Raw genomic sequence first — 25178 nt, 5'->3', positions numbered from 1 at the left:
GTTCAATCGAGGGCAAGGCCACGAAGCAAAAGCTCGGGCGAGATGAGCCGCGAGGACGCGAAGCCGTGTCAGTAATGCCCATGTCAGTCATTCACCACCGCTCTCGTGCCCCGGACGCAGCGCAGCGCCCCTTCGGCGGTGCGCTGCAGAGCCGGGGCCCACGCATCGGCACGTACCCATGGCTTGCTGGGTCCCGGCTCTGCGCAGCAGCGTAAGGACGCTGCAGCGCGTCCGGGACACGAGAGAGACGCACGATCGCCACGCCCCTGATGGCGAAAAACCTTGTGCAAGCAATCCAGACTGTCTCCGCAAAGGCGTTCCGCAAGCCCGGGACGAAATGCGCCGCGAGGATGCGAAGCCTTGCCTCATTCCCCCTGAATCCACTCCGCTACCCCGCGCCACAGCGTGTCGCGGTGGTCGGGGCGGAAGAAGCCGAAATGGCCGATCGTTTTGGCGCCGACCTCGGACGGTTTCACCGTCAGCACCTCCGGCTTGATCGCAGTGAACCCGCTCGTGAGCAGCTCGACCGCCGGCCGCGTCGCCCAGGGATCGTCGGAAAAGCACAGAGCCCGCAGCTCGCCCTTGAAGTTTGCAAAATTCTCCAGCGCCGGCAGCTTGGAATCGAAGAGATAGCGCGGGCTCGAGACCCACTCCGCCCATTGCAGGAATACGCCCTTGGGCAGATCCTCGCCGACGCCGGCCCAGCCCGGCGCATAGCCGAGCGCGTGGGTGAGCGGCACACCGACGAGGTTCATGAAAGCGAAGACGCGGTATTTTTCCGGCGATGTCATCAGCCGCCAGGTCGCGGCCTGCGAGGCCACGAACGCGGCGCGCGAGATGTCCGTGTTGTTCGCGATCAGCCCCAGCGCCTGGCCGCCGAAGGAATGGCCGACATAGGCGAGCGGCAGCGTATTGTACCGCTCCCGCATCCAGCTCACCGCGGCGGTGACGTCGAGCGCGGCCCAGTCCGACATCGAGGCCTTGAAGCCGACCAGGGATTTCGGCTGGTTGTAGCCGACCATCGCCGGGAGCCTGCTGTCGCCGATGCCGCGATAATCATAAGTCAGCACCGCACAGCCCCGATGGGCGAGATAGGAGGCAAAGCCGCGGTAGATTTTGCGCGGGACGGCGGTGGCCGAATTGATCAGCACGGCATGGCGCTTGGCGCCGCGCGGCAGGAACAGGGTGCCGGCCAGCGCATAGCCGTCGGCCGCCGGGAAGCTGATCTCGTCGATGAAAACGTCGTCCAGTGCCGCGTCCATGGGGATGGATGTGCCGCCAGTTTCCTCTGCCACCCCTAGCAAATGCGAATTTGGCTTTTCCCGCAAGGGTTTGCGAAGAGAAACGGATTTACAACTGGCGGCGTCGCGCCAGCCTGTGTATAAGGCGGCCCTCGCAACCCACAGATCAGGTTGCACTTTTCGCTTCACGGAGAGATTGCGATGTCCGAGCGGTGGACGCCCGAGTCCTGGCGCAGCAAGCCGGTGCTACAGGTGCCCGACTATCCCGACGCCAAGGCTTTGGCCGACGTCGAGGCGCAGCTTGCGACCTTTCCGCCGCTGGTGTTCGCGGGCGAGGCGCGCAACCTGAAGAAGGCGCTGGCGCGCGTGTCGGCCGGCGAGGCCTTCCTGCTCCAGGGCGGCGACTGCGCCGAGAGCTTTGCCGAGCACGGCGCAAACAACATCCGCGATTTCTTCCGCGTGCTGCTGCAGATGGCGGTGGTGCTGACCTATGCCGGCGCGGTGCCGGTGGTGAAGGTCGGCCGCATCGCCGGTCAGTTCGCCAAGCCGCGCTCCTCGCCGACCGAGAAGGTTGGTGGCGTCGAGCTGCCGAGCTATCGCGGCGACATCGTCAACGACATCGCCTTCACCAGGGAAGCGCGCATCCCCGATCCGCAGCGCCAGCTGATGGCCTATCGCCAGTCGGCCGCGACGCTGAACCTGCTGCGCGCGTTTGCGACCGGCGGCTATGCCAATCTCGGCAGCGTGCATGAGTGGATGCTGGGCTTCCTCAAGGATTCCCCGCAGTCGCGCCGCTACAAGGAATTGGCCGACCGCATCTCGGATGCGCTCAACTTCATGCGCGCCTGCGGCCTCGATCTCGAGAGCCATCCGGAGCTGCGCGCCACCGATTTCTACACCAGCCATGAAGCGCTGCTGCTCGGCTACGAGCAGGCCATGACCCGCGTCGATTCCACGACCGGCGACTGGTACGCGACCTCGGGCCACATGATCTGGATCGGCGATCGCACCCGCCAGCTCGATCACGGCCATATCGAATATTTCCGCGGCATCAAGAACCCGATCGGATTGAAGTGCGGTCCGTCGCTCAAGCCTGACGAGCTCTTGAAGCTGATCGACGTGCTCAACCCCGACAACGAGCCGGGCCGGCTGACGTTGATCGGCCGCTTCGGCTCCGACAAGATCGCCGAGCATCTGCCGAACATGATCCGCGCCGTGAAGCGCGAGGGCAGGGTCGTGGTCTGGTCCTGCGATCCCATGCACGGCAACACCATCACCTCGACGTCGGGCTACAAGACGCGGCCGTTCGACCGCATCCTGTCCGAAGTGAAGTCGTTCTTCACGATCCATGCCGCTGAAGGCACCCATGCCGGCGGCGTGCATCTGGAGATGACCGGGCAGGACGTCACCGAATGTATCGGCGGCGCCCGCGCGATCACCGACGAGCACCTCAACGACCGCTATCACACGGTCTGCGATCCCCGCCTCAATGCCGAGCAATCCATCGACATGGCTTTCCTGGTCGCCGAGCTGCTCAAGCAGGAACGCGCCGGCAAGGCCCAGCCGATGCCGGTCGCAGCGGGGCTCTAAGACCTTGCTGCGGATCTGGAAGGCCACGATCAATTCCCGTAACGGTCTGGCCTTTGCGTTTCGGTCGGAGCAGGCCGTTCGCGAGGAGATCTTTGCGCTCCTGCTGGCGGTGCCGCTGGCCTGGTTGATCGGCGCGACCGCGATGCGGGCCGTCGAGCTGGTCTGCTCGGTTGCGTTCGTGCTGACGGTCGAGCTGCTCAATACTGCGATCGAAAAGCTCGCGGACCGGTTGACGATGGATCACGACAAGCAGATCGGGCGGGTCAAGGACATGGGCTCGGCGGCGGTCGGCGTGGCGCTGCTGATGGCCGGCGCGTTCTGGATCATCGCCATTATCGAGCGGCTGGGATTTATCTGATCGGAGCGCGGCGGCCATGACTGAACGTCTCGACGCATTCGCGGTCACGCTCGCCCAGCTCAATCCGGTCATGGGCGACATCGAGGGCAATGCCGCCAAGGCACGCTCGGCCCGCGCGCGGGCGATCCCCGACGGCGCCGATCTCGTGCTGTTTCCGGAATTGTTCATCGCCGGCTATCCGCCGGAAGACCTCGTGCAGAAGCCGTCTTTCCAGGCCGCGTGCCGCGCCGCGATCGAAGTGCTGGCGCGCGAGACCGCCGATGGCGGGCCGGCCATGCTGATCGGCACGCCCTGGGTCGAGGACGGCAAGCTCTACAATGCCTGCGCGCTGCTCGACGGCGGCCGCATCGCGAGCTTGCGCTTCAAATGCAATCTGCCGAACTACGGCGTGTTCGACGAGAAGCGGCTGTTTGCACGCGGGCCCGCCGCCGGACCGGTCACCGTGCGCGGCGTGCGCATCGGCGTGCCGATCTGCGAGGACATCTGGCTGGAGGAGTCCGAGGACTACGAGAACGTGGTCGAGACGCTGGCCGAGACCGGCGCCGAGATCATCCTGGTGCCGAACGGCTCGCCTTACGCCCGCGACAAGAACGACGTGCGGCTGTCCGTCGTCGTGGCGCGCGTCACCGAGAGCGGGCTGCCGCTGGTCTATCTCAACCAGGTCGGCGGCCAGGACGAGCTGGTGTTCGACGGCGCCTCCTTCGCGCTCAACGGCGATCTCTCGCTCGCGGCGCAATTGCCGGCGTTCGAGGAAAGCATCGTCACCCTGCGCTTCACCCGCAACGGCGACGACTGGCGCTGCACCGGGCCGATTGCGGAGCAGGTCGAGGGCGACAAGGCTGATTACGCCGCTTGCGTGCTGGGCCTGCGCGACTATGTGGGCAAGAACGGTTTTCCCGGCGTGCTGCTCGGTATCTCCGGCGGCATCGATTCCGCGCTGTGCGCGGCGATCGCGGTCGATGCGCTCGGCGCCGACCAGGTGCACGGCGTGATGCTGCCCTATCGCTACACGGCGGCACACTCGATCGCGGACGCCGGCGAGCTCGCCGGTCATCTCGGCATCCGCTACGAGGTGCTGCCGATCGCGGAGGCCGTGAGCGGGTTCGAGACGATCCTCTCGGGCCTGTTCAAGAATCTGCCGCCAGATATCACCGAGGAGAATCTTCAGGCCCGCACGCGCGGTACGCTCTTGATGGCGATCTCCAACAAGACGGGCCTGATGGTGGTGACGACGGGCAACAAGTCGGAGATGTCGGTCGGTTACGCCACGCTCTATGGCGACATGAACGGCGGCTTCAATCCGATCAAGGACATCTACAAGACGCAGGTGTTCCGGCTGGCAAGCTTGCGCAATAGCTGGAAGCCAGACGACGCGCTCGGGCCTTCAGGCGAGGTGATCCCGCCCGACATCATCACGCGCCCGCCGAGCGCCGAGCTGCGCGAGAATCAGACCGACCAGGATTCTCTGCCGCCTTACGAGGTGCTCGATGCCATCCTAGAGCGTCTCGTCGAGCGCGAAGAGCCGCTGGATCAGATCATTGCCGCCGGCTTCGATCGCGAGATCGTCACCCGCATCGACCATCTGCTCAACGTCGCCGAATACAAGCGCCGCCAGGCCGCACCCGGCGTGAAGGTCACGCCCAGGAATTTCGGCCGCGATCGCCGCTATCCCATCACCAACCGCTTTCGCGACAAGGGCGAGAAGCTGCCGGCGGCCGACGAGACGCTGGTGTCACGCGGCAGCAAGGCCTCGATCGACGCGTTCGAGGGGTAATTCAAGCGGTGGACGAAGCGACTTGTCCGCCGTCAGCAAGAGCGAAGGCGGAAGCGTGCCCACGAGTTTTTTGATTGTGGTATGAGCGCGGCGACTGATGCAGCAGGCCCGCGCCTTCGAGCCTAAATAAGGCGGCCGGATTTTTTATCGCATGGGTTGCAGTGCCTGCCTTGCGGTCATTGCTTCCATTTGCTTACAGCGCGTTGCACTAACGCCCGGTTTGTCTTCTCTGGCCCGTCAAGTAGATCTGGGCGAAAATCGATCAGATACAATATCAATGCAACCGTGCTAGCCCGAATCCGAACGTTCGGATTGGCATCTGATGGCAGTGCCGCAGGCAAGAAAGTCGGCTGATCGTTGCCGTCAAACACGCAAAAGTAAGATTCCCACGGCACGTCAGCATCCAAGATGCCCAGCTCATGAGCAGTCATCGCCTCTTGAATCTGAGTTCTCGTAAATGGCAAACCGTATGCTGTGCAAAAAAACAGAATCGTCTTCTTAAGTAGCCTTCCCTCTCGTAACGCTGTCAGCTCCCACCGAAACCCATGAGTTTCACCTACGCGAGCAATGACTATTCTGCTCGCCTGCAATAGTGCCTGAGCTATATACTGCCATTGTTCATCATCAACGAATACACGAGCGAACGAGGAGCTGGGATACCGTTCCCTTGGTCTTCCAATGCATAGGGTTGGAATGTGAGGCACAAGCTGTTCGCTAAGCACGCTCTCAATTCGATCCTGCACTGTGATATGGCTTCCGATGTACCGGGCAAACCGGAACGGATCGTCACTAAAATCCACGCTCTCCTTTGCTGATTTTTCGTCATCGACGAAGGAGCGCAAGTATAGACAAAATGGCTGTCCACTCTTTGCAATTTGACCAACGGGAGATGGAAGCAGGTGAAACTTGGTGCGAATCCATAGAAACCGGCAGATGTAAAATTGTACGATGATTGGAAACATCGCGATCAGAAATAGTTTTGCGAAACATCCAACGTCCAATCCCAAGGGAGATATTTCGGCCTTCAAAGTCACAGCAATGGCTATCACGATAATCACGACAAGCATCGGAACGAACCGGATAAACAGTTCATGCTGTAGTACGGGGAAAACTAGTCTTACAAAAAAACAGACCGCGATCGCTAACGCGCCAAACAACGTCAAGGCATATAGAATGCCCTTCTTAAAGTTAGGCCTCTCCTTAGAATAGACGCTTATGGCGCGACCATACCGAATTAGGAGTTCAGCTAACGCCATCTTGTGGCTCGCTCGCCGTCTTTTATGGTTGCATTAGGCACTAGTCGCCGCACTCCGCAACGTCATTTCTTCGACGTGCTTTTGCTCGCTGATGGACCGCTCCAAGCTACGCGATGGATCGATGGGCGATAGGCCAAGGTGGAATCATGGGAGCAATTCGAGCGCTCGCGCTTGGCTTCACCGCACCATCGACCATTCTCAATCAGCCATCTGCAGTGATGCGCTTCACGATCGCACCACGCGACGCCCGGTATTTAGTTTCGGGTGATTTCACGCGATACAGGAAGCGGCTTCGATGGCTTGGGCGCGTGCTTCTTCACGGGCTTGGCCAGTCGCGCAGCGGGAGCGATGCCTTTGCGCCAAAGCATGCCACACACCGCTGAGCGCGACCGCCACGACCCAGTTTCGTAATGATTTCAACTGGGTACGCTCAATGGCGTGTTCTCACCAAGGGGAGAAGAAAGCCCACCTATTTCTGCTGCTGCGGCAGGAAGGTCGGGCCGACCGAGCGGATCGGCTTGTTCTCGGAGCTCGCCGCCCCGCCCGCATCCGCGGGCGGCGTTGCGGCCGGTGCAGTCGCCGTCGTCGGCGCGGGAGCTGCGCCTTTCTTGGCGTTCGCAGGCGTGCCCTTGCCCAGCCGCTGCTGCTGCATTTTCTTGGCGCTCTCCTCGGTGACGATGATGTCGCCCTGCTGCTCGGCGCTCGCCTTGTCGTCGGCCGATTTCAGCGCGTCCGCCCAGGTCTGGCCTGCGGCCTTGCAGGAGCAGGACGGGTTGAACTCGCTGCGGAATTTGAACGCGGTCGGCAGCGCCGTGTAGGGCTGGCCGCTGATCGAGACCGCCGAGTTCATGTCTTCGCCGGGATTGCGATGGGTGTAGAGCACGGCTTCCGCGGCCGGGCACAGCGCCTTGCAGGTCTTCTCGTCGTCGGGGAAGCGCGCCGGGACCGTCGCAAACGAGACGGGGAAATAAGCGCCGTCGCAGGTGCGCACGCACACGGTGCGGTAGGTCCCGGATTGCGATTGCGGGCCTAGATCGGAGGGCGGCACGCCTTGCGGATTGCCGGCGTTGTTGCCGTTGAACAGATTGCTCAGGAAGTTGCCGCCGCCTTGCGGCTGCGCCGCAGCCGCGTATTGCGGGCCGCAATTGTTCTGCGCCAGCGCCGCCAGGACCGAACGGCGCTGGTTGTCGCGTTCCGGATTGAAGCCACCGGCGCCACCGCCGCGCAGGCGCTCGAGATTGCCGGTGATCTGGTCCAGATTGGCGCGCATCTGCTGGATCTGGGTGTTGACCGGGCCGCATTGCGCCGACTGGCCGTTGAACAGCGAGAAGAAGCCGGAGGAATCGCAGCCCATGCGCTTGGCCTGCATGGTGACGCGGTCGAGCTCGGCCTGCTGCTTGGCCTGGGAATCCTGGTAACGGCGGATCTGCTCCTCACGCGCGGGGTCGCCCCCGCCGCCGCGGTCCAGTGCCGCGAGCTGGCCCTCCAGCCGCACACACATCGGATTCGGCCCAAGGCCGTTTTGCCCCGCCTGAGGCGGCGGGCCGGGCGGACCGGCTTGAGCGAAAGCGCCGGTGGCGAGCACGGCCGTGCTCAAGAGCACGGTGCAGGCAAGGAGGAAGCGGGCACGGGACAGGGGCAAAAATTCAGGCATATCCGCCATTCTAGCGAGGTCACGGCCCGGCATGACTTTGAAGGGCCGAAGCGCGCCCTCCCATAGCCGCTTCCTGCGGCATCGTCACGTCGTTTCGGGGCCGAAGCACCGGGCCTAAGCTACGCCAGCTCCGAGCGAATTCAGCGCTGGCAGGTGATTGCGACATATTCGTCGCAATGGCCATGGGAGCAATTTGTGCCGGATTTGGGGACAGAGCCGGTAATTTCGTCGGGATCGACCCGCCGAAAGGCCGAAGCCTGGGCAAAATCTCGTGACTGGCAGTAGGTGCGAGCGGCCGAGGCGCCGCATTTGTCGCCCTTGGCCAGGCACTGGTCATAACCGCTGGCCTGGTTGGCGATGATGAAGACGCGACTCTCGGCGAGGGCGCTGGAGGTCGCAAAGACGAAGGCGCTGGAAATGAGCGCGGGCAAAAATCGCATGAAAAAGCACCGGTGGCAAAAAAGGGGAACCGCCGGTTCCAAAATGGGCTCAAATGGTTAGGGGATCATGAACCATCGCGGCGGGCAGCGCGCTTTGCGGAGATAAAACCGCGTTTCGCCGCTCTCTTGACGCCGGGGCGCCTGATAGCCCATATGTTCCGCATGAACGGTCTCCTCGCCATTTGTGCCATTTGCCGCGAGATTACGAGCTAGCGATTCGCTGGCTGGAGCCGTCTTTTCTCAAACATTGAGAGCCTCGGACGCCCGGCCGCAAGGGATGGGTTTGTCATGGAATTGCGCCTCTACGATACGCTGAGCCGGGAAAAGCGCGCCTTCGTGCCGCTCGATCCCAACAACGTCCGCATGTATGTCTGCGGACCGACCGTCTATGACTTCGCCCACATCGGCAATGCCCGTCCGGTGATCGTGTTCGACGTGCTGTTTCGGCTGCTGCGCCATCTCTATGGCGAGGCGCATGTCAAATATGTCCGCAACATCACCGACGTCGACGACAAGATCAACGACCGCGCCGCGCGCGATTTCCCGGGCTTGCCGCTCAACGAAGCCATCCGCAAGGTCACCGAGCAGACTGGAAAGCAGTTTCACGCCGATGTCGATGCGCTTGGCGCCCTGCGGCCGAGCGTCGAGCCGCGCGCGACCGACCATATCGGCGAGATGCGCGAGATCATCGAGCGGCTGGTCAAGGGCGGCTTTGCCTATGCCGCCGAGGATCACGTGCTGTTCTCGCCGCAGGCGATGAATGCCGCCAATGACGGGCTGCCGCGCTATGGCGCGCTCTCCAACCGCTCGCTCGACGAGATGGTCGCCGGTGCCCGCGTCGATGTCGCGCCCTACAAGAAGGGCAACACCGACTTCGTGCTGTGGAAGCCGTCGAAGCCCGGCGAGCCGTCATGGCCGTCACCGGCGGGCATCAAGGCCGAGGGGCGGCCGGGCTGGCACATCGAGTGCTCGGCCATGGCCTGGAAGCATCTCGGCGAGCATTTCGACATCCACGGCGGCGGCATCGATCTCGTGTTTCCGCATCACGAGAACGAGGTCGCGCAGAGCTGCTGCGCCTTTCACCGCGAGCGCATGGCGAACACCTGGATGCACAACGGCTTCTTGCAGGTTGAAGGCGAGAAGATGTCGAAGAGTCTCGGCAACTTCATCACGATTCGCGAACTCCTGAATACGCTTCCCGGCGACGTTATTCGCTTACAGATGCTGATGACGCACTATCGACAGCCGATCGATTGGACCGAGCGAAGCACGTACTTGGCTTCATCGGAGTTAGAAGAGTGGGCCGAAAGTCTTCACAGCTACTTCCGCTTTCCGAACGACAATCCGCCGACGGCTGTCGCAGATGCATTGTCAGATGATCTGAATACCCCAGCTGCAATTGCAGTTCTTCGGGAACTACATGTCGCGGCGAAAAAGGGTGGAACGAAGGAGAAATTGATCTTTGCTTCAAACCTAAAGTTGCTGGGCTTCAAGAAGCTGGACAAGCCGGGACTGTTCCGCTTCGGTGTCTCCGGTCTCAACGTTGCCGACGTAGCAATCGGCAAATACGAACCGGCCATTCGGCGATTGAGGGCCGCAATTGCAAACGATGCCCCGGATTCTGCGCGAGACGAAATCCTCTCTTCCATCTTGAAGGATGGTCTGAGCGTTCAAGAGGGTAACAGCGGAGATCTGACTTTAATCCGAGGGAGCGAAGAAGACGCTTCTAAGAAGATTCAGAAACTCGTTGATGATCGGTTGTCGGCTCGGCTCGCCAAGAACTTCAAGGAATCGGACCGCATTCGTGATGAGCTTGCCGCGATGGGAGTTGTTCTCAAAGACGGTAAGGATGACGACGGCAAGCCAATGACGACGTGGGAGGTCGCGCGATGAAGCGGCCCGACACGCCGTTCCCGCGGCACTGGCTCTATTACATCGCGCTGAAGATCCTGCTGCTGGTAGGGGCTGTCGCGATCGTGCTGAAACTCTATGGGATGTGGTGAAGACGATGGGACAGACTTTGCCAAAGCCGGGCTTGCGGCCGTTCCTGCCGGATGATGTGCCCGTGCTCGCCGCGATCTTCACCGCCAGCATCGAAGAGCTGACCGGCGACGACTACAGCGAGGCGCAGCAGCAGGCCTGGATGGAGGCGGCGGAAACCGAAGAGTTCGGCAAGCGGCTTGCGGCTGACCTGACGCTGATCGCGACGCTGGAGGGCTCGCCGGTCGGCTTTGCGTCACTCCGCGGTGCCGATCACATCCGCATGCTCTATGTGCATCCGGCCGTCAGCGGGCAGGGCATCGCCGCCATGCTGGTCGATGCACTGGAGAAGCTTGCCGGCGGCCGCGGCGCGCAAAGCCTCACCGTCGATGCCAGCGACACCGCGCAGGGCTTCTTCGCCAAGCGCGGCTATGTCGCCATGCAGCGCAACAGCGTCACTGTCAACGACGAGTGGCTCGCCAACACGACGATGAAGAAGACGCTCGGAGCGGTGCAATGAGCAAGGAGCGCCTTTATCTGTTCGACACCACGCTGCGCGACGGCGCGCAGACCAACGGTGTCGATTTCACGCTTCAAGACAAGCAGATCATCGCCGCGATGCTCGACGATCTCGGCATCGACTATGTCGAGGGCGGCTATCCCGGCGCCAATCCGACCGACACCGAGTTCTTCGGCACAAAGCCGGAGTTCAAGCATGCGCGCTTCACTGCCTTCGGCATGACGCGCCGGGCCGGGCGCTCGGTCTCCAATGATCCCGGTGTCGCCGGGCTGTTGGAAGCGAAGGCGGATGCGATCTGCTTTGTTGCGAAAGCGTCGGCCTATCAGGTGCGTGTGGCGCTGGAAACGACGAAGGAGGAGAACCTCGCCTCGATCCGCGACAGCGTCGCGGCGGCGAAGGCCGCCGGCCGTGAGGTCATGCTCGACTGCGAGCATTTCTTCGACGGCTACAAGGAAGATTCGGGCTTCGCGCTCGCCTGCGCCAAGGCTGCTTATGATGCCGGCGCTCGGTGGGTGGTGCTGTGCGACACCAATGGCGGTACCATGCCCGATGAGGTCGAGGCCATCGTCACGGAAGTCACGAAACACATCCCCGGCGATCACGTCGGCATCCACGCCCATAACGACACCGAGCAGGCGGTGGCCAATTCGCTCGCCGCGGTGCGTGCGGGCGCGCGACAGATCCAGGGTACGCTGAACGGTCTTGGCGAGCGCTGCGGCAACGCCAATCTCTGCTCGCTGATCCCGACGCTGAAGTTGAAGCAGGGCTTCGCCGACGTCTTCGAGATCGGCGTCACGACGGAGAAGCTCTCGACGCTCGTCAAGGTCTCGCGCACGCTCGACGACATGCTCAACCGCGTGCCGAACCGGCACGCGGCTTATGTCGGCGAGAGCGCTTTCGTCACCAAGACCGGCATCCATGCGTCCGCGGTGCTCAAGGATCCGCAGACCTATGAGCATGTGCTGCCTGAGCTGGTCGGCAATCACCGCAAGGTGCTGGTGTCCGATCAGGCCGGCCGGTCCAACGTCATCGCCGAGCTCGACCGCGCCGGCATCCCCTACGAGAAGAGCGATCCGAAGCTGACGCGCCTCGTCGAGGAGTTGAAGGAGCGCGAGGCCGCCGGCTACGCCTATGAGTCCGCCAATGCCTCGTTCGAGCTGCTGGCGCGCCGCACGCTCGGCAAGGTGCCGCATTATTTCGAGGTCGAGCAGTTCGACGTCAATGTCGAGCAGCGCTACAACGCGCTCGGCGAGCGCGTCACCGTGGCGCTCGCGGTGGTGAAGGTCGACGTCGCCGGCGAGCACCTGATCTCGGCGGCCGAAGGCAACGGCCCCGTCAACGCGCTCGACGTCGCCATGCGCAAGGACCTCGGCAAGTACCAGAAATACATCGAGGGCTTGAGGCTGATCGACTACCGCGTGCGTATCCTCAACGGCGGCACCGGCGCGGTCACGCGCGTCCTGATCGAGAGCGAGGACGAGAACGGCGACAGCTGGACCACGGTCGGCGTCTCCCCGAACATCATCGATGCCTCGTTCCAGGCGCTGATGGATTCGGTGATCTACAAGCTCGTGAAGTCGGGGGCGCCGGCGTAGGACTTTGCTTCGCCCCGGAATGACGGCGGAGGGGAGTAACCAATGATCGACCACATTTCTGTCGGCGTCAGCGATCTCGACCGCGCCGCAAGATTTTACGAGGCGACGCTCGCAGCGCTCGGCCTCACGCGCCTCGTCACGCGGCCGCGGACGGTGGGCTTCGGCAAGGCCTATCCCGAGTTCTGGATCAACTTACGCGAGAGCATGCCGCGCGTACCGGCGGAAAGCGGCGTGCACATCTGCCTGCGGGCGAAGACGACGGACGAGGTCGATGCGTTTCATGCCGCAGCTCTTGCGGCCGCCGGGGCCTCCGACGGCCCGCCCGGCATCCGGCCGCACGATCGCGTGCGCTATTACGCAGCCTTCGTCACCGATCCCGACGGCAATCGGATCGAGGCGGTGACGTTTCCGAGCGCGTAGCGAAGCTCACCGTCGCGCGCGCTTTGCCTGCTTCACCAAATGCCGGCGCAGGAAATCAATCGTTCGACGCACCTTGACGGGCAGGAATGCCCGGTTTGGGTAGAGCACGTAGGCCGCGGTATCGAACGTCGTCGCCGTCACCTGCCAATCGGGAAACAGATCGACGAGCCGCTTGCCGACGAGATCCTCGTCGATTAGCCAGTCCGGCAGGAGCGCCGGACCTAGTCCCGCCCGCGCGCAATCGCGCAGTGCGAGCGCGTTCGAAAGCAGAAGGTCTCCCTGAACGGCGACCTCGGTGATTTCGCCGCGTCGGTCGCGGAACAGCCAGCGGGATCGGAAATCGGGAAACGTGAACAGAAGGCAGGACATCGCGGACAGATCGGCGGGCCGTCTTGGCCGGGGTTTCCCGCGCAGAAAGGCCGAGCTTGCGCAGACCCGGTAACGGGTATCGAACAGCTTGGCGCCGACGAGGTCGCCGCTGAATCCGGGACCGAGACGGATCGCGAGGTCGATTCCCTCGCTGACCAGATCGAGATTGCTGTCCGTCAGGATGAGTTCGAGCTGGAGCTGGGGAAATTCCGCCCTGAATTCGGGCAGCAGCGGCACCAGGCAGCGATTGCCGAATGCGACCGAAGCGGTCGCGCGAAGCCGGCCGCGGGGAATGGTGCCAAGGGCGGTCGCCTCCTCGGCGGCGGCATCGAGCTCCTGTAGAACGAGCTCGGCCCTCCGCACGTAGCGTTCGCCAGCCTCCGTCAGCGACATGCTGCGTGTGGTGCGCTGGAAGATGCGAAAGCCAAGCTCCGCTTCGACCTGGGCGATCATCCGTGAGACCGAGGAGGGGTCGACGTCGCGTTGCCGCGCGGCGCCGGCAAAGCTCGCCTGGCGAGCGACCTCGATCACCAATCGAATTGAATCGATGTCCATTCGTGCAAAATAAGCATGAGCGTGGTGCGACGCCAGCCGTTTTTGCCGTGCGGCACCGCGAATAGCGTCCGGGTGTCAATTCGACATTCCGGAGATCTCAATGCCTGTCTTGCTTCGTATCGATTCCAGCGCCCGCCTTCAGGGCTCCATTTCCCGCGACCTCGGCGACGGATTCGAGGCGGCATGGCGCGCACGGGGGGCGGACTTTCGGGTGACGCGGCGCGATCTCGCCGCCGATCCGGTCCCGCAGATCACGCAGACCACGATCGCCGGCTTCTACACCGCCGCACAGGAGATGACCGCCGAGCTGCGCGCCGCGACGGCGCTATCGGACAGGCTGATTGCCGAGCTCAAATCGGCCGATGAGATCCTGATCACTGCGCCGATGTATAATTTCACGATTCCGGCAGCGCTGAAGGCCTGGATCGATCAGATCGTCCGCATCAACCAGACGTTCTCCTATGACGGCACGAGCTTCAAGGGACTGCTGACCGCGCGACGCGCGACCGTGGCCAGCGCTTACGGCGCCGGCGGCTATCTCGCGGGCGGGCCGCTGGGCGGCGCGGACTTCTGCTTCAACTATCTGAAGTTCGTGCTGGGCTTCCTGGGCGTCGCCGAGATCCAGCAGATCGGCGTCGAGGCCACGACGGGCGATCCTGCCGACCTTGCCCGGCAGGTCGAGCAGGCGAAAGCCGGTATTGCCGCCAAGGCGGCATGACACGCCGACGCCCGGACCGCGCGTGATGGACCGCGACGTCGGCGTGAGCCACGTCGCGGGCATCGTCCAGACCAGTCCGGATCGATAGGGCGCAGCCCTCTAAAGCTTGCGTGCCACTTCCGGCGCGAGATCGCGCTGGCTGTCGGGAATCTGCGCAGCCGCGGCGCGCAGCCGAGGGACGATTTCCTCGACCTTGTCGGCCTTCAGGATTTCGACGGAAAGACCGGCGCGGATGAACTGGGTCTGGCGCATGTGGGAAACGAGCGAGAACAGCGGCTCCCAGAAATTGTCGATATTGGCCAGCAGCACCGGCTTGGCGTGACGGCCGAGCTGCTGCCAGGTCAGCTGCTCGACCAGCTCCTCGAGCGTGCCGAGGCCTCCGGGCAAGGCGACGAAGGCATCGGAGCGCTCGAACATCAGCCGCTTGCGCTCGTGCATGTCGGGCGTGACGACCATCTCCTGTACGCGCGTCAGCGCGTTCTCGCGCATCCGCAGGAAGTCAGGGATGATGCCGGTGACGGTGCCGCCGTGATCCAGCACGGAGGTTGCGACCGCCCCCATCAGGCCGAGCGAGCCGCCGCCGTAAACGAGGCGGATCTTGTTGTCCGCCAGCGATTTGCCGAGCGCCTTCGCCGCTTCGATGAAGTTGGGATTGGTTCCTGGGCCGGAGCCGCAATAGACACAGACGGTTTTGATCGTGCTCATTGGTGCCATGATGCATTGCAGCGAAGAGGCGTCAAGCCCTTAAGGTGATTCGATACTCCCGGAAATCTACCGGTAAATGGCGACAAACAATCGAAGATTCGCCATCTGGCGGGGTGCGCTGACATCGGGAAGGCTCTATATGACAGGCGAAAATCGTAAATCGCGGTGACGCCCGCATCCGGCGGGATTTCAGGCTTCTTGATGGACCAACCTCAATCGTTCGACGGCGCCGACGTTCCCAATCCTGCTAGCGGGACGCCGGAGCGGGCTACGCTGATGGGCACGCTGGCGCATCTGTGGCCCTTTATCTGGCCGGGCGACCGCTTCGACCTGAAAATGCGCGTGGTGTGGTCGCTGGTGCTGCTGCTCGCTGCCAAGCTGATCACGCTGACGGTGCCGTTCAGCTTCAAATGGGCGACGGACGCGCTGACGGGCGCCAACTCGGCGCCCGTGCAGGCTGACAATTGGCAGTTCTGGGTGCTGGCCTCGCCGTTGCTGCTGACCGTGAGCTACGGGGTGATGCGGGTCCTGATGGCGCTGCTGACGCAGTGGCGCGACGGCATCTTCGCCCGCGTCGCCATGCACGCGGTGCGCAAGCTCGCCACCATCACCTTCATCCACATGCACGAGCTGTCGCTGCGCTTCCACCTGGAACGCAAGACCGGCGGCCTGACGCGCGTGCTCGAGCGCGGCCGCGAGGGCATCGAGGTCATCGTCCGCATGGTGATCCTGCAGCTGATCCCGACCATCGTCGAGGTCTCGCTGCTGATGGCCGTGCTGCTCTGGCAGTTCGACTGGCGCTACGTGGTCGCCACCCTGATCACGGTCGCGCTCTACATGTACTACACCTATATCGCGACCGAGTGGCGGATCGGCATCCGTCGCAAGATGAACGATTCCGACACCGAGGCGAACACCAAGGCGATCGACTCGCTGCTCAACTACGAAACGGTGAAATATTTCGGCGCCGAGGCGCGCGAGGCCCAGCGCTACGACAAATCGGTCGCGCGCTACGAGGAGGCGAGCGTCAAGACCTACACCTCGCTCGCGGTGCTCAACACCGGCCAGGCCGTGATCTTTACGCTCGGCCTGACCGCGACCATGCTGATGTGCGCGATCGGCGTGCGCAACGGCACCAACACGGTCGGCGATTTCGTGCTGGTCAACGCCATGATGATCCAGCTCTACCAGCCGCTGAACTTCATGGGCATGGTCTATCGCGAGATCAAGCAGGCGATCATCGACATCGAGAAGATGTTCGGCGTGCTCGGCCGCGAGGCCGAGATCAAGGATGCGCCCGATGCCAAGCCGCTGGTCGTCTCCGCCGGTACCGTGCGCTTCGAGGACGTGCGCTTTGCCTATGAGCCGACGCGTCCGATCCTGAAGGGTCTCAGCTTCGAGGTGCCGGCCGGCAAGACGGTCGCCATCGTCGGCCCTTCGGGTGCAGGCAAGTCGACCATCTCGCGCCTGCTGTTCCGGCTCTATGACGTGTCCGGCGGCAAGATCCTGATCGACGGGCAGGACATCCGCAGCGTGACGCAGGATTCGCTGCGCGCCTCGATCGGCATGGTGCCGCAGGACACCGTGCTGTTCAACGACACCATCCGCTACAACATCCGCTACGGCCGTTGGGACGCCAGCGATGCCGAAGTCGAGGAGGCCGCGAGTCTCGCGCAGATCGACCACTTCATCCGCATGTCGCCCAAAGGCTATGAGACCCAGGTCGGCGAGCGCGGCCTGAAACTGTCCGGCGGCGAGAAGCAGCGTGTCGCGATCGCGCGCACCGTCTTGAAGGCACCGCCGATCCTGGTGCTGGACGAGGCGACTTCGGCGCTCGACACCCATACCGAGCACGAGATCCAGGGCGCGCTTGAGCGCGTGGCGAAGAACCGCACCTCGCTGGTGATCGCGCACCGGCTCTCGACCATCGTTGGAGCCGACGAGATCATCGTGCTGGATCAGGGCCGTATCGCCGAGCGCGGCACCCACGCCAAGCTGCTCGCGCATGGCGGGCTTTATGCCAGCATGTGGAACAGGCAGCGCGAAGCCGAGGCGGCGCGCGAGAAACTGGCCAAGATGGCCGACACCGGCGAGGCCCCCAACCGGGAGCCGCCACCCGTCAATGACGCCCTGACGGCGCCCGCGGCGGCGGAGTGACCTTGTCTCAGGTCCCAACTCTGGCCTAAACAGGCCCGCGCGACGACCCGCGCCTCAACTCCGACCGGCAGATAGCGATGTCCATTCTCGATTCGATCCAGCGTCAGATCCCGCCGATCCACAAGGAGGGCTATCCCTTCATCGGCGGCTTTGCGCTGGCCAGCCTGATCCTGTTCTGGCTGTGGTCTCCTCTGGGCTGGATCGGCACGATCCTGACCGTGTGGTGCGCGCTGTTCTTCCGCGATCCCGTGCGCGTGACGCCGGTGCGCGAGGGGCTGGTGGTGTCGCCGGCCGACGGTCGCGTCTCGATGATCACCATGGCGCTGCCGCCGGCCGAGCTCGGGCTCGGCGACCGGCCGTTGCCGCGCATCTCGGTGTTCATGAGCGTCTTCAATTGCCATGTGAACCGCGCGCCCGTCGCGGGCAGGGTGGACCGCATCGCCTATCGTCCCGGCCTTTTCATCAATGCCGAGCTCGACAAGGCCAGCGAGGACAATGAACGCAATTCGCTGGTCATCTCGACGCCCAATGCGCGGATCGGCGTGGTCCAGATCGCAGGGCTCGTCGCCAAGCGCATCGTCTGCTTCGTCAGGGAGGGGCAGGCGATCGGCGCCGGCGAGCGCTTCGGCCTGATCCGCTTCGGCTCGCGGCTCGACGTCTATCTGCCTGTGGGCACCAAGGCGCTGGTCTCGGAAGGGCAGACCGCCATCGCCGGCGAGACGATTCTGGCCGATCTTGCGGGCGACGACCCCAGCCGCGCCTTCCGCGCCAATTAACCAATAAGTCGGTCTGCGAGGGTGTTCCGCCGCAATGGCGGAGGGCGGCGCGGCTTGCTATATCTCGCCTCGAGGTGAGGACAGCCATGACACCCTACGATCTGAGAGATCCCGACGTCCGCCGCCGCCGGTTCCGCCCGATTCCGGTGCGGATGCTGGTGCCCAACGTCATCACGCTGCTGGCGATCTGCGCCGGCCTGACCTCGATCCGGCTGTCGATCGAGGGGCGGATGTCGCTTGCCGTCTACGCCATCGTGTTCGCGGCCGCGCTCGACGGCATCGACGGCCGCATCGCGCGCATGATCAAGGGCCAGTCCAAGTTCGGCGCCGAGCTCGACAGCCTCGCCGACTTCGTCAATTTCGGCGTCGCGCCCGGCCTGATGCTGTATTTCTGGCAGCTGCACGAGCTCGGCAATGCCGGCTGGATCGCCGCCATGGTGTTCGCGATTTCCGGCGGCCTGCGCCTTGCGCGCTTCAATGCCACGATGGACGACCCGAACAAGCCGGCTTTCGCCGCCAATTTCTTCACCGGCGTGCCCGCGCCGGCCGGCGCGATCACCGTGCTGCTGCCGATCTATGTCGCGTTCCTCGATCTCGGCCGCTGGCCGGCCGGGTTGACCGCCGCCTACACGCTGCTGATCGCCTTCCTGATGGTGTCGCGCCTGCCGGTGTTCTCCGGCAAGACCAAGCGCATGCGCGTGCCGCCCGAGTTGGTGCTGCCGGCGTTCGTCGCGGTGATCGTTTTCATCGCGCTGCTGATCGCCTATCCCTGGCATGTGCTGTCGATCGGCACGGTGCTGTATCTGCTTGCTTTGCCACTCGGCTACAAATCCTATCGCGACCAGGCGCGTGCGTTGGACGCGGCTGGGCCGGCGGACGGTGAGGTCTCGTCACCGCCTTCGGCGCCGACGCTGGCGAATTTGCCGGAGCCGCCCCACGAGGACGACGACCGGCCCGGACGGCTGCACTGAGCGGTTCTCGGGGATATCTGCCATGAAGGCGTGCTGAGTTGGGTTGAGACCCGATCTCGGCTATATCGCCCTGTGACGGCGGCATCGCATCAATCAGCCGCCAATCTGGGAGAGAATGCCGTGACCGACAAAGCGACCGGGCCGCTGCCCGCTTCCGTCCTCGAAGCGCTGGGCCGCTACGACACGCCGACGATCTGCAATGCCATGGAGATCGTGGCGCCCGAGCGCCGGCTGATCGGCTACACCACCAAGCCATTGGTCTGCCCGTTCCCCGATCTGCCGCCGATCGTCGGCTATGCCCGCACCGTCGCGATCCGGTCGGTGCTGAAGTCGTCGCTTCCGCCTGACGAGCAGTCCAAGCGCCGCATCGAATATTACGAATATGTCGGCACCGGCCATGGCCCGCGCATCTCGGTGATCCAGGACATCGACGGCCCCGATGTCGGCTATGGTGCGTTCTGGGGCGAGGTGCAGAGCAACGTGCACAAGGCGCTCGGCTGCCTCGGCGTCATCACCGACGGTTCGATCCGCGACATCCCGCAATGGGCGCCCGGCTTCCAGGCGCTGGCCGGCTCGATCGGCCCGTCCCATGCCTGGGTGCATGCCGAGAGCTTTGGCGGCGAGGTGCGCGTTGCCGGCATGACCGTGAGGTCGGACGACCTGATCCATGCCGACCAGCACGGCGCCATCGTCATTCCGCACGACATCGCGGCCAAGCTGCCCGAGGCCGCCGAGCTCTGCGGCCGCCGCGAGACGCCCATCCTGGAGATCGCCCGCAGCCCCGACTTCTCGCTGGAGAAGCTGAAGGCCGCGCTGAAGCGCTCGGCGGAGATCCACTGAGCTTACGGCGGCGAGACCGCCCGCGGGTTGCCTTGTTCGGTCAGGAACAGGGCAGCCTGATCCGGCTCTCCAAACATCGCGGCGGCGCATCCGATCAAGGTGAAGCCGCCGGCGAGGTCCCACAAAGTGATGTCGTCCGCGCTGGCAGGGCTGTGAATCAGCCGCGCTGCGATCACGGCGAAGGCGGCCTCGACAAAGAGCAGGATGCTGAACGCCGGCAGGACGAGCTCCGGCTCGAGCAGGTGGAGCGCCAGCACCGCCGGCAACACAGTGAGAACACTGAACAGCGTCAACATTGCAAATCGCTCCCGCGATCGAACATGCCGCAGGGCCGCAGAATAGCAGATCATCATTCGTTTCGCCCGTGGCGCAGGGCCGCAGTCGTTCGCCGACTGGCGCGCTGGGCGAAGACCCACTAGGCTCGCAATCCGTTCAAACTGTTGCCGGCGCACGAGAGCCGGCGGTATGGAATGTCGTGACGCGTAAATCAGATCGCTTCTTCAGGAATCTCTGGCGGTTCAACGCAATTGCGCTTGCGGGGGCGTTGGTCGTTTTCGTTCTGCTCGCCGCTTCGCTCGCATGGTCGCTGTTTGGCGAGACGACACGGACGCGCCGCGTGACTAATGTGGTCAATGTCGGCGAGCAGGAAAAGGTCTCGGAGGAATTCTCGCTGGGAACGCCGTATGTCCTCACAGGGACGCCCTATGTTCGCGTCGCGCTAGTGCGCGGGCAAACCTCCGCCGGATCCTACTATTTGAAGCGGTCGGAGCAGAACACGGTCAACTATCTCTTCATGAACGCTTCCAATAACGAGGTGAGGTGGCTGTTCGATCGCGCCAATCAGCTGCTCATCGAAGGCCAGATCCTGTTCGACAAGGCGAAGGTCACCGACATTTCGCGCAGCGTCGTGGGCTTAGTTTATGTGGTGGTCGACAAGGATACAAACGGCGACAATCGCTTGACCGAAAAGGATGCGGTGTCCGTCGCCACGAGTGACCTCGACGGGACCAATTACAGGAAGCTGATCGAGGGTATCGAGCAGCTCTACTCGGTCCAGCAGATCACTGACGACAAGGTTCTGGTCTTGTACCAGAAGGACAAGCAGAGCGTCTCCCAGCTCTACAGCCTTCCCCGCATGGAGCCGCTCAAGCAGGCGATCATTCCAAAGGTCGGCCTGAACTAGACGCGCCGCCTTCTCCGCCGTCGCGCCGCAATCATGGTTACCAAAGCGTTGAAATTCCTGTCGGCAGTCGGCAAAGCCGGCTTCATTGTGGCGCGTTGCGTCGGCCTGGCGCGACGGCGCAACTTAACCTTTACGCGGCTTTAAGGGCGGCGCTCTAGGGTTTCCGATGCGGTTCGGGGTTGGGCCGCGCCAGCGGCTAGGACGGCCGTTGTTGCGTACGCGTTGGAGTATCCCATGGATATCATGACGAGCGTCGGGCTCACGGCGGGCATCATCGTCATCACCGCGATGATCTTCATGGGCGGCGACCTGCACATGTTCATCTCCGAACATGCGATGATCATCATCTTCGGCGGCTCGATCTCCGCCACCATGATCCGCTTTCCGCTCTCGGCACTCCTGCACGGCCTTCCGCTCGGCGCCAAGTTCGCCTTCACCATGAGCCGCCTGTCCGCGCACGACCTCGTCGACGAGCTCGCCCGCATCGCGGAGATCGCCCGCAAGCAGGGCCCGGTGGGTCTCGAAAAGGTCGAGACCGACGAGCCCTTCCTCGCCAAGGGCATTCGCTACGTCGCCGACGGCTACGACCTCGACTTCATCCGCGACAATCTCGAGCGCGACCGCGACAATTTCCTCATGCATCTCGACGAGGGCAGCAAGATCTACCGCGCCATCGGCGACTGCGCCCCGGCGTTCGGCATGATCGGCACCCTGATCGGCATGGTGCAGATGTTCGCCAACATGACCGACCCCTCCAAGCTCGGCCCGTTCATGGCGACCGCGCTGCTCGCCACGCTTTACGGCGCGCTGGTCGCGAACCTGTTCTGTCTGCCGATCGCCGACAAGCTGCACGGCAAGCTGCTCGACGAGGAGACCAATCGCACCTTGATCATCGACGGCATCCTGATGATCCGCGACTCCAAGAGCCCGACGCTCGTGCGTGAAATGCTGCTGGCCTACCTGCCGGAGAAGCATCGTCACGCCGAGGGCGAGCCGGTGCCGGCGTAAGACCGCCCGCCGGGATTTTCAGCCATGGCCAAGAAGAAACGCGGCGATGCGCATGGAGGCGGTCACGGCTGGTTCGTGACCTTTGCCGACCTCATGGGCCTGATGATGAGCTTCTTCGTGATGCTCGTCGCGTTCTCGACGCAGGACGCCAACAAGCTGAAGATCGTCGCCGGCTCGATGCGCGATGCCTTCGGCGTGCAGAGCGAAGCGCGCTATGCCGGCATCGTCGAGTCCGACGGTCTGCCGACACGTCCGCGGCTGAAGAATGTCGATCACATTCAGCCCGAGGACGCCTCCAACACGCCGACCCCGGACCAGGAAGACCGCGACAAGACCTCGGGCGCGAAGATCAAGGTCGACCGCAATTTCGCGCTCGCCGCGGCCTCGCTGCGCCAAGCGTTGCAGGACATGCCGGAGCTGACCGAGATGTCCAAGCACATCATGTTCGAGGAGACCAAGCAGGGGCTCAACCTCGAGATCGTCGACCAGGACGGCCGCTCGATGTTCGCCGACGGCTCCAAGGTGCCCTATGACCGCACCCGCCGCCTGGTCGAGAAGCTCGCGATCCCGCTCAAGGCGACGCCGCTCCGCGTCTCCATCGCCGGGCACACCGCGGCCGGCTTCGTGCCGAACCGCAGCGACTACGGCGCGTTCGATCTGTCGGCCGATCGCGCCAATGCCGTGCGCCAGATCCTCGAACGCGAAGGCCTGCCGCCGTCGCACATCTTCGCCGTCTCCGGCAAGGCGGACACCCAGCCGCTGTTTCCCGACGATCCTTCGCTCGCGGCCAACCGGCGGGTGACCATCACGCTGATGCGCGAAGATCCGCCGCTGCCGCCGAATCTGAAGCCGTGAGCATGATCCGGGCCCGGTGAGCGCCGGGTTTCCGACGAAATCATGCGCGGAAACAGGCCCCCTTGCGCTACCATCTTACCTGAGGCATGTCGTCACGCCGGCGATGAGCGTGGCTGCGGCGTCACAGCATCCGGCTCGGCGCCTGCTATGGTGGTGCGCCGATTGACAGGTGCACCGGAAGCGTCAAAAGGCGCCGGATCAATTCCAGGGAAGAAGCGTTTTCCACCTTCATGACGGCGAGCATCACACAGGCCGAGACCCAGGACGGGCCGGTCACCTCCGGTTTTTGGGCCCTTACGCTCGGGAGCATCGGCGTCGTCTTCGGCGATATCGGGACTTCGCCGCTCTACGCATTCCACGAGGCGGTCAAGGGCGCGGCTCATGGCGAGCCGGTCTCGCGCGTCATCGTGCTCGGTGTGCTCTCGCTGATCCTGTGGGCGCTGTTGATCGTCGTCACCGCCAAATACGTCCTGCTGCTGCTGCGGGCCGACAATAACGGGGAGGGCGGCACGCTCTCGCTGATGGCGCTGGGCCAGCGCGCGCTGGGGCGGCGAAGCTGGGTCCTGCTCGCCCTCGGTGTGATCGGCGCCTCGATGTTCATCGGCGATTCCATGATCACGCCGGCGATCTCGGTGCTATCGGCGGTGGAGGGCCTGAAGCTCGCAACCCCCGCGCTCGAACACTACGTCGTCCCGCTCACCGTCCTCATCCTGGTGTTGCTGTTCGCGGTGCAGAGCAAGGGGACCGCGCTGGTCGCCTCGGCCTTCGGGCCTGTGATGGTGATTTGGTTCACCGTCATCGCTGTGATGGGGGCCGTCCACATCGTCGATGATCCCTCCGTGCTGGCGGCGATCAATCCCTATTACGCGGTGCAGTTCGTGCTGTCGCACGGCACGATCGGCCTCGTGACGCTCGGTGCCGTGTTCCTGGCGGTCACCGGAGGTGAGGCGCTCTATGCCGATCTCGGCCATTTCGGGCGCAAGCCGATCCAGTCGGCCTGGATCTTCTTCGTGCTGCCCGCGCTCCTCATCAACTATTTCGGGCAGGGCGCGCTGGTGCTGTCCGACCCCGGCGCGATCGAGCACTCCTTCTATCGCATGGTGCCCGAGCATCTGGTGCTGCCGCTGGTCGGGCTTGCGACCGCGGCGACCGTGATCGCGAGCCAGGCGGTCATCACCGGTGCTTATTCGCTGGTCTATCAGGCGGTGCAGCTCGGCCTCTTGCCGCGCTTCGAGGTCCGCTATACCTCTGAGACCCATGCCGGCCAGATCTACCTTCCGCGGGTGAACCGGCTGCTGCTGATCGGCGTGATGCTGCTGGTGCTGCTGTTCCACACCCCCAGCAATCTGGCCTCGGCCTACGGCATCGCGGTCTCCACCACCATGGTCGCCGACGGCATCATGGGCTTCGTCGTGATCTGGAAATTGTGGAACTGGCGCGCCGCCACCGCTGCCGCCGTGATCGTGCCCTTCGTCGTCGTCGATCTCAGCTTCTTCAGCGCCAATCTCCTGAAGCTGCTGGAGGGGGCCTGGGTGCCCCTGCTGTTCGGCGTGGCCATGGCGGGGACGATCTGGACCTGGCGGAAGGGCTCCGGGATTCTGATCCAGAAGACGCGCCGGATCGAGGTGCCGCTGGACGATCTGATCCGGAGCCTCGAGAAGCGGCCGCCGCATATCGTCAAGGGCACCGCGGTGTTCCTGACCAGCGATCCCTCGTTCGTGCCGACCGCGCTGCTGCACAACCTCAAGCACAACAAGGTGCTGCACGAGCATAACGTGATCCTGACCATCGAGACCGCGCACACGCCGCGGGTCGACCTGGCGGAGCGGTTCCGCATGGAGAAGGTCAGCGACAAGTTCTCCAAGGTCCGTCTGCGTTTCGGCTACATGGAGCAGCCGAACGTGCCCAAGGCGCTCGCGATCGCGCGCAAGCAGGGCTGGCAGTTCGACATCATGTCGACGTCGTTCTTCGTGTCGCGACGGTCGCTGAAGGCGTCGGCCCAGTCGGGCATGCCGTTGTGGCAGGACCATTTGTTCATTGCGCTCAGCCGGTCCGCCAACGATGCCACCGACTATTTCCAAATTCCCACCGGGCGCGTGGTTGAAGTCGGAACCCAGGTCACTATTTAAAACGCAACTGCAGTACCCATGCGAAATTTGCATGGCGAGGGCCCAGAATCGGGCTAGGCTATGTCGGCAGCGCAGGACTATAAG

General features: G+C 63.7%; 22 protein-coding genes and 2 pseudogenes. 17 read left to right on the top strand and 7 right to left on the bottom strand.

The features are described 5' to 3' along the window. Positions 1-365: 365 nt before the first annotated feature. Entirely contained in the window at positions 366-1262 is an 897-nt protein-coding gene (locus SE92_RS09735) for an alpha/beta hydrolase family protein (protein WP_063195506.1), read from the bottom strand. Positions 1263-1442: 180 nt separating this feature from the next. Here SE92_RS09735 and SE92_RS09730 point away from each other — a divergent pair, with 180 nt between their 5' ends. Genes SE92_RS09730 through SE92_RS09720 form a run of 3 tightly spaced genes read left to right on the top strand, consistent with a single transcriptional unit; the run spans position 1443 to position 4963 of the window. Next, positions 1443-2831, top strand: a complete 1389-nt coding sequence (locus tag SE92_RS09730) for a class II 3-deoxy-7-phosphoheptulonate synthase (RefSeq protein ID WP_063195505.1) — start codon at positions 1443-1445, stop codon at positions 2829-2831. A gap of 4 nt (positions 2832-2835) precedes the next feature. Next, on the top strand, positions 2836-3189 hold the full coding sequence (locus SE92_RS09725) for a diacylglycerol kinase (RefSeq protein WP_063195504.1): 354 nt from the start codon (positions 2836-2838) through the stop codon (positions 3187-3189). A gap of 16 nt (positions 3190-3205) precedes the next feature. Continuing rightward, a complete protein-coding gene (locus tag SE92_RS09720) occupies positions 3206-4963 on the top strand; it encodes an NAD+ synthase (RefSeq protein ID WP_063195503.1) in 1758 nt (585 codons plus the stop codon). A gap of 176 nt (positions 4964-5139) precedes the next feature. Here the strand turns inward: SE92_RS09720 and SE92_RS35745 are convergent, their stop codons facing one another. The 3 genes from SE92_RS35745 to SE92_RS09710 form a co-directional block, all read right to left on the bottom strand. Beyond that, the gene (locus tag SE92_RS35745; RefSeq protein ID WP_157095270.1) at positions 5140-6219 is read right to left on the bottom strand and encodes a hypothetical protein; all 1080 of its coding nucleotides are present in this window, start codon (positions 6217-6219) and stop codon (positions 5140-5142) included. Positions 6220-6688: 469 nt separating this feature from the next. Then, positions 6689-7882 carry a DUF2865 domain-containing protein gene (locus SE92_RS09715; RefSeq protein ID WP_063195502.1) on the bottom strand — a complete coding sequence of 398 codons (1194 nt, stop codon included), beginning with the start codon at positions 7880-7882 and terminating at the stop codon, positions 6689-6691. 131 nt (positions 7883-8013) lie between these two features. Then, on the bottom strand, positions 8014-8313 hold the full coding sequence (locus tag SE92_RS09710) for a hypothetical protein (protein ID WP_063195501.1): 300 nt from the start codon (positions 8311-8313) through the stop codon (positions 8014-8016). A 288-nt stretch (positions 8314-8601) separates the two neighbouring features. Between SE92_RS09710 and cysS the strand changes: the two are divergent. The 5 genes and pseudogenes from cysS to SE92_RS09690 form a co-directional block, all read left to right on the top strand. After that, positions 8602-9927 (top strand): annotated as a pseudogene (gene cysS, locus SE92_RS09705) (cysteine--tRNA ligase); the annotation flags it as partial. A gap of 96 nt (positions 9928-10023) precedes the next feature. After that, positions 10024-10206 (top strand): annotated as a pseudogene (locus SE92_RS37455) (CysS/YqeB C-terminal domain-containing protein); the annotation flags it as partial. Between the two features lie 115 nt (positions 10207-10321). Continuing rightward, positions 10322-10813 carry a GNAT family N-acetyltransferase gene (locus SE92_RS09700; protein ID WP_063203425.1) on the top strand — a complete coding sequence of 164 codons (492 nt, stop codon included), beginning with the start codon at positions 10322-10324 and terminating at the stop codon, positions 10811-10813. Beyond that, positions 10810-12408: a citramalate synthase gene (gene cimA / locus SE92_RS09695; protein ID WP_063195499.1), complete on the top strand. Its 1599-nt coding sequence runs from the start codon at positions 10810-10812 to the stop codon at positions 12406-12408. Before SE92_RS09700 ends, cimA begins: the two co-directional genes overlap by 4 nt. 42 nt (positions 12409-12450) lie before the next feature. Continuing rightward, complete coding sequence (locus SE92_RS09690; protein WP_063195498.1) at positions 12451-12828, top strand: VOC family protein; 378 nt, start codon at positions 12451-12453, stop codon at positions 12826-12828. A gap of 6 nt (positions 12829-12834) precedes the next feature. Here SE92_RS09690 and SE92_RS09685 read toward each other — a convergent pair whose 3' ends face one another. Then, entirely contained in the window at positions 12835-13752 is a 918-nt protein-coding gene (locus SE92_RS09685; RefSeq protein ID WP_063195497.1) for a LysR family transcriptional regulator, read from the bottom strand. 100 nt (positions 13753-13852) lie between these two features. Between SE92_RS09685 and SE92_RS09680 the strand changes: the two genes are divergently transcribed. Then, the gene (locus SE92_RS09680; protein ID WP_063195496.1) at positions 13853-14470 is read left to right on the top strand and encodes an FMN-dependent NADH-azoreductase; all 618 of its coding nucleotides are present in this window, start codon (positions 13853-13855) and stop codon (positions 14468-14470) included. A 99-nt stretch (positions 14471-14569) separates the two neighbouring features. Here the strand turns inward: SE92_RS09680 and SE92_RS09675 are convergent, their stop codons facing one another. Further along, positions 14570-15175 (bottom strand): LOG family protein, encoded by a 606-nt coding sequence (locus tag SE92_RS09675; RefSeq protein WP_063195495.1) that lies wholly within the window; start codon positions 15173-15175, stop codon positions 14570-14572. Positions 15176-15376: 201 nt separating this feature from the next. Between SE92_RS09675 and SE92_RS09670 the strand changes: the two genes are divergently transcribed. The 4 genes from SE92_RS09670 (at position 15377) to SE92_RS09655 (ending at position 19919) form a co-directional block, all read left to right on the top strand. After that, complete coding sequence (locus SE92_RS09670) at positions 15377-17332, top strand: ABCB family ABC transporter ATP-binding protein/permease (RefSeq protein WP_063195494.1); 1956 nt, start codon at positions 15377-15379, stop codon at positions 17330-17332. Positions 17333-17403: 71 nt separating this feature from the next. Continuing rightward, positions 17404-18108, top strand: coding sequence for a phosphatidylserine decarboxylase (locus tag SE92_RS09665; RefSeq protein ID WP_283806815.1), 705 nt, complete (start codon positions 17404-17406; stop codon positions 18106-18108). Positions 18109-18194: 86 nt separating this feature from the next. Then, positions 18195-19079 carry a CDP-alcohol phosphatidyltransferase family protein gene (locus SE92_RS09660; RefSeq protein ID WP_063195492.1) on the top strand — a complete coding sequence of 295 codons (885 nt, stop codon included), beginning with the start codon at positions 18195-18197 and terminating at the stop codon, positions 19077-19079. 120 nt (positions 19080-19199) lie between these two features. Further along, entirely contained in the window at positions 19200-19919 is a 720-nt protein-coding gene (locus SE92_RS09655; RefSeq protein ID WP_063203424.1) for an RraA family protein, read from the top strand. A 2-nt stretch (positions 19920-19921) separates the two neighbouring features. On the opposite strand, the gene SE92_RS09650 is transcribed toward SE92_RS09655, so the two are convergent. After that, entirely contained in the window at positions 19922-20215 is a 294-nt protein-coding gene (locus SE92_RS09650) for a hypothetical protein (RefSeq protein ID WP_063195491.1), read from the bottom strand. Between the two features lie 68 nt (positions 20216-20283). Here SE92_RS09650 and SE92_RS09645 point away from each other — a divergent pair, with 68 nt between their 5' ends. The 4 genes from SE92_RS09645 (at position 20284) to SE92_RS09630 (ending at position 25094) form a co-directional block, all read left to right on the top strand. Further along, the gene (locus tag SE92_RS09645) at positions 20284-21102 is read left to right on the top strand and encodes a hypothetical protein (RefSeq protein WP_198172601.1); all 819 of its coding nucleotides are present in this window, start codon (positions 20284-20286) and stop codon (positions 21100-21102) included. 234 nt (positions 21103-21336) lie between these two features. Continuing rightward, on the top strand, positions 21337-22110 hold the full coding sequence (locus SE92_RS09640; RefSeq protein WP_063195489.1) for a motility protein A: 774 nt from the start codon (positions 21337-21339) through the stop codon (positions 22108-22110). A 24-nt stretch (positions 22111-22134) separates the two neighbouring features. After that, positions 22135-22965 carry an OmpA/MotB family protein gene (locus SE92_RS09635; RefSeq protein ID WP_063195488.1) on the top strand — a complete coding sequence of 277 codons (831 nt, stop codon included), beginning with the start codon at positions 22135-22137 and terminating at the stop codon, positions 22963-22965. A 230-nt stretch (positions 22966-23195) separates the two neighbouring features. Continuing rightward, positions 23196-25094: a potassium transporter Kup gene (locus SE92_RS09630; RefSeq protein WP_063195487.1), complete on the top strand. Its 1899-nt coding sequence runs from the start codon at positions 23196-23198 to the stop codon at positions 25092-25094. The last annotated feature ends 84 nt before the right edge of the window (positions 25095-25178 follow it).

It is taken from the genome of Bradyrhizobium sp. AT1 (genome assembly GCF_001590795.1).
In the GTDB taxonomy this organism is placed as follows: domain Bacteria; phylum Pseudomonadota; class Alphaproteobacteria; order Rhizobiales; family Xanthobacteraceae; genus Bradyrhizobium.
Note: the sequence above shows the minus strand (reverse complement) of the source record. Positions and strands in the feature narration are given on the sequence as shown.

Bases quoted from the DNA above. Each gene is read 5' to 3' on its own strand.
- SE92_RS09735 (WP_063195506.1), bottom strand. From the start codon at position 1,262: ATGGACGCGGCACTGGACGACGTTTTCATCGACGAGATCAGCTTCCCG.
- SE92_RS09730 (WP_063195505.1), top strand. From the start codon at position 1,443: ATGTCCGAGCGGTGGACGCCCGAGTCCTGGCGCAGCAAGCCGGTGCTA.
- SE92_RS09720 (WP_063195503.1), top strand. From the start codon at position 3,206: ATGACTGAACGTCTCGACGCATTCGCGGTCACGCTCGCCCAGCTCAAT.
- SE92_RS35745 (WP_157095270.1), bottom strand. From the start codon at position 6,219: ATGGCGTTAGCTGAACTCCTAATTCGGTATGGTCGCGCCATAAGCGTC.
- SE92_RS09715 (WP_063195502.1), bottom strand. From the start codon at position 7,882: ATGGCGGATATGCCTGAATTTTTGCCCCTGTCCCGTGCCCGCTTCCTC.
- SE92_RS09710 (WP_063195501.1), bottom strand. From the start codon at position 8,313: ATGCGATTTTTGCCCGCGCTCATTTCCAGCGCCTTCGTCTTTGCGACC.
- SE92_RS09700 (WP_063203425.1), top strand. From the start codon at position 10,322: ATGGGACAGACTTTGCCAAAGCCGGGCTTGCGGCCGTTCCTGCCGGAT.
- cimA (WP_063195499.1), top strand. From the start codon at position 10,810: ATGAGCAAGGAGCGCCTTTATCTGTTCGACACCACGCTGCGCGACGGC.
- SE92_RS09690 (WP_063195498.1), top strand. From the start codon at position 12,451: ATGATCGACCACATTTCTGTCGGCGTCAGCGATCTCGACCGCGCCGCA.
- SE92_RS09685 (WP_063195497.1), bottom strand. From the start codon at position 13,752: ATGGACATCGATTCAATTCGATTGGTGATCGAGGTCGCTCGCCAGGCG.
- SE92_RS09680 (WP_063195496.1), top strand. From the start codon at position 13,853: ATGCCTGTCTTGCTTCGTATCGATTCCAGCGCCCGCCTTCAGGGCTCC.
- SE92_RS09675 (WP_063195495.1), bottom strand. From the start codon at position 15,175: ATGAGCACGATCAAAACCGTCTGTGTCTATTGCGGCTCCGGCCCAGGA.
- SE92_RS09670 (WP_063195494.1), top strand. From the start codon at position 15,377: ATGGACCAACCTCAATCGTTCGACGGCGCCGACGTTCCCAATCCTGCT.
- SE92_RS09660 (WP_063195492.1), top strand. From the start codon at position 18,195: ATGACACCCTACGATCTGAGAGATCCCGACGTCCGCCGCCGCCGGTTC.
- SE92_RS09650 (WP_063195491.1), bottom strand. From the start codon at position 20,215: ATGTTGACGCTGTTCAGTGTTCTCACTGTGTTGCCGGCGGTGCTGGCG.
- SE92_RS09640 (WP_063195489.1), top strand. From the start codon at position 21,337: ATGGATATCATGACGAGCGTCGGGCTCACGGCGGGCATCATCGTCATC.
- SE92_RS09635 (WP_063195488.1), top strand. From the start codon at position 22,135: ATGGCCAAGAAGAAACGCGGCGATGCGCATGGAGGCGGTCACGGCTGG.
- SE92_RS09630 (WP_063195487.1), top strand. From the start codon at position 23,196: ATGACGGCGAGCATCACACAGGCCGAGACCCAGGACGGGCCGGTCACC.